This window comes from Glutamicibacter sp. NPDC087344 (assembly GCF_044744225.1).
In the GTDB taxonomy this organism is placed as follows: Bacteria; Actinomycetota; Actinomycetes; order Actinomycetales; family Micrococcaceae; genus Glutamicibacter.
This window is the reverse complement of sequence record NZ_JBIUXY010000025.1, coordinates 1-5,389: the sequence shown is the minus strand read 5'-3', so window position 1 is coordinate 5,389 and position 5,389 is coordinate 1. Positions and strand designations below refer to the sequence as shown.

Annotated in this window: 6 protein-coding genes; 5 read left to right on the top strand and 1 reads right to left on the bottom strand. The window is 57.8% G+C overall.

All coding sequences use genetic code 11. The features are described from left to right. The 3 genes from ACIOWL_RS21150 to ACIOWL_RS21140 all read left to right on the top strand — a co-directional run. A partial coding sequence (locus ACIOWL_RS21150; protein WP_400389944.1) for a hypothetical protein occupies window positions 1-230 on the top strand: 230 nt, incomplete at its 5' end. A 48-nt stretch (window positions 231-278) separates the two neighbouring features. Further along, window positions 279-479: a helix-turn-helix transcriptional regulator gene (locus ACIOWL_RS21145; protein WP_400389941.1), complete on the top strand. Its 201-nt coding sequence runs from the start codon at window positions 279-281 to the stop codon at window positions 477-479. Beyond that, window positions 476-1,678 carry a type II toxin-antitoxin system HipA family toxin gene (locus tag ACIOWL_RS21140; protein WP_400389938.1) on the top strand — a complete coding sequence of 401 codons (1,203 nt, stop codon included), beginning with the start codon at window positions 476-478 and terminating at the stop codon, window positions 1,676-1,678. The genes ACIOWL_RS21145 and ACIOWL_RS21140 overlap by 4 nt, the downstream gene beginning before the upstream one ends. On the opposite strand, the gene ACIOWL_RS21135 is transcribed toward ACIOWL_RS21140, so the two are convergent. After that, the gene (locus tag ACIOWL_RS21135; RefSeq protein WP_400389947.1) at window positions 1,668-2,111 is read right to left on the bottom strand and encodes a MepB family protein; all 444 of its coding nucleotides are present in this window, start codon (window positions 2,109-2,111) and stop codon (window positions 1,668-1,670) included. The genes ACIOWL_RS21140 and ACIOWL_RS21135 overlap by 11 nt on opposite strands. 410 nt (window positions 2,112-2,521) lie before the next feature. On the opposite strand from ACIOWL_RS21135, the gene ACIOWL_RS21130 reads away from it, so the two are divergent. Continuing rightward, a complete protein-coding gene (locus tag ACIOWL_RS21130; protein WP_400389936.1) occupies window positions 2,522-3,121 on the top strand; it encodes a TetR/AcrR family transcriptional regulator in 600 nt (199 codons plus the stop codon). Then, window positions 3,118-4,947: an alpha/beta fold hydrolase gene (locus ACIOWL_RS21125; RefSeq protein ID WP_400389933.1), complete on the top strand. Its 1,830-nt coding sequence runs from the start codon at window positions 3,118-3,120 to the stop codon at window positions 4,945-4,947. Before ACIOWL_RS21130 ends, ACIOWL_RS21125 begins: the two co-directional genes overlap by 4 nt. Window positions 4,948-5,389: the final 442 nt, after the last annotated feature.

Below are 5,389 nucleotides of genomic sequence, written 5' to 3'. Positions count from 1 at the left end.
GCTCTTTGTGGGGTGTGGTGTTGGTGGGGGTCCTGGTGGGGCCCTCTTTTTCGTGTTTAACGGTGTTTTCTCTGCCTGACGACGGGCCAGCGCGGGTGGTAGCTGCATCGCCACTTCGGGGCGCCTACCGGCTGGATTTTGCCGGTTTCGGACCGATCCGGTCAATTCTCGATACAGGCCTGCGGTTTCGGCAAAATCTTGCCGAATCTTCGATTCTCGTGGATTATTGATGTGAGACCGTAACTTATCGGAGTTATTCTGCCGGATAGGAGGCGTCCATGGCTTCACTCTTGGAAATTGGATCTGCGATTCAAGCGGCGCGCAAAGAGAATGGGCTGACGCAAGATCAATTGGCCGCCTTGGCTGGGATCTCGGAGCGCACGCTGAGATCTATTGAGGCAGGATGCGGCAACCCTTCTTTCTCGGCGGTGCTGTCCACGGCAGAAATACTTGGCCTGAAGATCGCGGTAGAGCGATGACCGCAAACTTTCAAGATCTCAAGCTTGTCCGTAACGCCGATGTTTATCAGAACGGCATGTTGGCTGGCACTCTGCGTCGCCTGGCCGACGGCAGCATAGAGTTTTCCTACACCGATGACTATCTGGCTTCAGGAGCTGTCGGTATTGCAACTAGCCTGCCGGCCTCGAGTGAAGCTTTTATCAGTGGCAGCGGTAGCCTGCCAGCATTCTTTTCGGGGCTCCTTCCCGAGGGGCATCGGCTAACGGTCCTTAAGGACGCAGCAAAAACAAGTTTGTCCGATGAGCTGACTCTGCTGATGGTTGTAGGTGCAGACACTCCTGGCGATGTGAGCATTGTGCCTGCAGGGGTAGAGCTCTCGGCCCCTCCAGTAATCGCCGAGATCCATGATCCGAAGAGTATTGACTTCGTTGCCCTATCCAGAACATTGGATTTGCATTCGATCCCCGGAGTTCAAGAGAAGATCAGTGCGACGATGCTGACAACTCCGTTGTCGTTAGGCGGTGCCGCTTATTTGCTGAAGCTGGACCCTCGAGACCATCCGCACCTAGTGGAAAACGAGGAGCTGCACTTGCGTGCGGCTCGTCAGCTCAAGCTTCCCGTAGCTACAAGCAGGCTTGTTTATGACAAGAACGGCATTGAAGGTTTGCTCATCGAGCGATTCGATCGCGCAAGTGACAAGTCCCTTCCAATGGGGAAGCGATTCGCCTTGGAAGACGCGATGCAGGTACTGAACCTACCGCCGGCGGCCAAGTACTCAGTGACAGCCGAGGAAGCCAGCCTTGCGCTATCTGCACGCTGTCACGCACCCGTTGTGGCCCTCAGAAACCTGTACATTCAGTTTCTGTTCGCGTGGCTCAGCGGCAATGGCGATTTACATGGCAAGAATATCTCCATTTTGGCGAACGCGGCCGGCCGCTTCTCGCCATCGCCGATATACGACGTGCCATGCACATTGCTCTACGGCGACGACACCATGGCGCTGCCCCTAGCGGGCAAGACGAAGAACTTAAAGCGCAGGCATTGGGACCAGTTTGGAGCCAGCCTGGGCTTGAATGACCGAGCCATTGAGCAAGCCAACCAGCTGGTTCTCAAAGCTGCTGACTCCATCGATCTGAGCCAGCTTCCGCTTGACGGCTCACCCCTGCGCGGAACGCAACGAGAGCTTCGGCATCGGCGGCTCGAGATTGCTAGGGACTGAGCAGCGAAAACGCCTTAGCCTGATTCCGCTGGCTTTTAGAGGCCTGGGAGTTCAGGTCCTTACACCAGCTGGGATAAACACGAAACCCGCGCTTTCCCTTGGAGCGGGCCGAAGCGAAAATGCCCAGCTGAACAAGGTGTGAAGGTTCGAATCTAAACACCCCGAAGTTCATGCCGTCGTCAACGAAGACGAGAACGCCGGCAACGCGACCGTCATCGGTGAAGGGCGCCGTCTCGCCTGAATCACCGCGATGCCAGAGCGCAACGAAGGCTCCTGGTTTAGTTGGCGTCACCCGTGCAGTGCGGATCCGCCACATTTCGCCATTGATGTCGGCTAAGCCGGCTTCGTAGTCGCTGTGTTGTTCTTCCGGTGCTACCGAAGAAGCGACGCGGCTGGTTAACTCGCAGTACCGCCGAAGTGCCGCGAAACGCAGGGTATTCCCTTTCAGGCAAGGTAGATGGCAAAGGTCGGATCGTGCAGAAGCTGCACGCCTTTCAGCCTACGTGAACCAAAACATTATTGGGGGCGGACAGCCATGCGTGTGGGGCACAGAGAGCTGAAGTGCGTAGAACTGCCAGGACCCTGCCACGGCGGGGAACTCTTCTTCATGCGGTGCTGCTTGTTTCGCCCGCGAAAGGTTTCCCATCCGGACAGCTATTCGATTCGATGAGCGTCGTTCCCCGTGCTCAGTTCCAGCGCTGTAAAAGACGGCGGGCCAGTTTTACCGGTCATCGCGCTGGTTCCATGAAGTGCACGGCGGGTCGAACTGAACTCAACCGGATGCGGCATGGTTGGTGGCGTTTCCCGCTTGAAAAAATATGTAGATCGGTCTATTTTTAACTCATGCCATCCAAAGGAAACCTGACAAAAGCGCGGCTTGCAGAATCAATGCTCGCGCTGATCCAAACCAACGGCTATAGCGGCACGGGTCTAAACGCAGTGGTTGAACATGCTTCAGCACCGAAGGGGTCGATCTACTTTCACTATTCCGATGGGAAAGAGGGCCTAGGTGTTGCGGCCGTCGAGCTCGCTGCGAAGCAGTTTGAGTCATTGATTGTGCAGGCCGTAGGTTCCGCGGGCAGCGCAGGTGAAGCTGCCCGTACAGTGATTGAATCCCTGGCTGCACTCGTTGGCGAGAGCGGCTTCCGACTGGGATGCCCGGTTTCTGTGGTCACCTTGGAGATGGGCGCAGAGAACGAGCGGCTGCGACAGGCGTGTGTCAGGGCTTTTGAATCCTGGATTGCCCCTACATCGGCCTTCCTCGAGGCAAACGGTCTCGACGTCGCGGCGGCGCGGTCATTGGCAACCGTCATCGTGTCGACGATCGAGGGGGCAGTCATCGTCTCGCGGGCCATGCAGAGCACCCAGCCCCTGCTTTCGGCCGCAATTATTGTGGAGGAACTTGTCAATCACCGCTGCCAGGGAGTGGAGGCGAAGCGATGACACCACATGCAATACCTCGCCACGCACTTGTACTCGGGGCCTCGGGCCTCGTAGGGAGGCACCTCGTCCTGACCCTTGCCAAGGCCGGTGTGAGAGTTACGGCGGCAGTGCGAAGCATCGAATCCGGAGAACAGGTCCAAGAATGGCTGGCGGAGCGCGGCCTGACCCAGCGGATGAACACAACAATCGTTGATTTTGATGCCCCCGAGGTGCTCGCTGGCGGTCCAGCGGCTTTTAGCCACATTACCGAGATCCACAACTGCGCCGGCTCGTACCGTTTCGGAATGACTGCTCAGGAGGCACGCGACGTCAACGTCGGCATTGTCGAGAAGCTATTGGACCTCGCAGCTTCCCTGCCGGCTCTGCAGCGGGTCGTGCATGTTTCCGGCTATCGTGTAGGCGGACAAGACCCCGCCACCATTCCATGGACAACGGAGCACCGCGCCGCTGTGTATAAGGAGCTCGGGGCCTATGAAGCCTCAAAGGTGGAATCTGACGCGATTTTTCAAGCGCGAGCCCAGGAGCAGGGAATTGCCTGGACTATCGTGAATCCATCTAGCGTCATTGGGGACAGCTCCACGGGGGAGTCCGACCAGCATATCGGCCTGGCAGACACGATCGAGCAGATCTGGGATGGCTCGATAAAAGCGCTGCCCGGAAATGATTCGACCTTCCTCCCGGTCGTCGCGGTTGATTATCTGGCCGCGTTTATGGCGGCAGCAGCGAGCGACCCGGAAGCCGAGGGCCGGTCTTTCTGGATTCTGGACGATGCTACCCCAGCGCTGGCGAACCTGCTGACGCATGTCGGCCGGCACCTCGGGGTGAAGGTCCCGCACCTGCGTTTACCGCTTGGAATTATCAAGCGTCTGCCGTCTCGAATCACCAAGGCGGATCCAGAAACCCTCACCTTCATGTCAACCGACCGCTATCCGACGGACAGTGCAATCGCCTTCGCCGATAGACATGGACTCCAAACACCTGACGTATTGGTGTCTCTGGAACGGTGGGCGGATCACTTGGCCGCGCACCGATTTGGTGCTGCCAGACTTCGCGGACGCCGATTCATCGACGTTGGCGGTGTGAAAACATTTGAGTTGGGTGTTGCCCAATCAAACTGGCTGTTCTTTCCGGGCTTGCCAGTAAACGCAGACACCTGGGCCGGTGTCGCAGCAGGCGTTGGCGGCAGGGTCCTGGACCTTCCCGGACTCGGCCTCAGCGGCGGGACTGGCATCAAGGACTGGGAACGGTGGCTGCCGGCGGTGGTAGCTACTCAGCCCGTAGATCTTGTTGGGCATTCCATGGGGGCTGCCGCGGCGGTAGTTGCGGCCGAACGGTCACCCTCGCAAGTCAAGTCCCTTACCTTGATCGCACCCTTCTTCCTCCAAAGTCCTGCGCGCCTTTCAAATAGGCTGCGGCCACTGGTGAGCGCCTATCTGGGCAGCACGAGTTCTGTGCGGCTCTCGCGACGGCTAACAGGTGAGGAAGTAAGTGCAGACGCACTCGAATCCAGCGTCGACGACCTCAAACGAGGCCGTGCCAAGGCCGTGTCCGAGCATCTTGCCCGAACCGGTTCGACTCAATGGCGTGATGAACTACGAGATGCGCTGTTGCGATTCAGCGGCCCCGTTCGCATCATTACGGGAAGCAACGACCCGCTCACTGGCGCGGATGCTCGCCAGCTCGCATCGCTTCCAAACGTTGAGCTGATTTCAGTGCCTGGTGCCGGACACTATCCACAACTGACCCACAGGGCCGCTCTCATTGATGTACTGAAAGGACGGAACAGAGAACAAGGGCTCGCTGAGCTTCGGGAGTCAGCTCAATAACCGAAGGGGGACAGATGAAGTTCCGGAGCCCCTGAAATGCCTTAGTTCTCTGCGCCGGATGCTACATATGAGGACGCAGTCTTGGTGGGTGGCCAGCGGAAGCAGCTTCCATACGTGGTTGGAGCTCGGAGCGTGTGCCAAAGCGGGACCAGAATGGTTTTGTTGTGGCGGAACCGCTCCGGGTGTTGGCTAACGCTGTGGCGTTTGCATTTCGTAGTGCGTGACGGTATTAGCACCAGCTTCTCCGGTCGGTGGGGCACCCTAATGTAGCCTTGCCCCTTATTGCTGAAATCCATAAAGCAACAGTTCCATCCTGCTCTGAGAAACCTTTGTTTCCTGATGTGTCGACGGTCACCGTGGAAAAGTACCCCACCGATTTGCACGACCCCACAAACCTGTGTATAGTTTTTCCTTGTCGCCACGAGCCGGACGGGATAAAAAC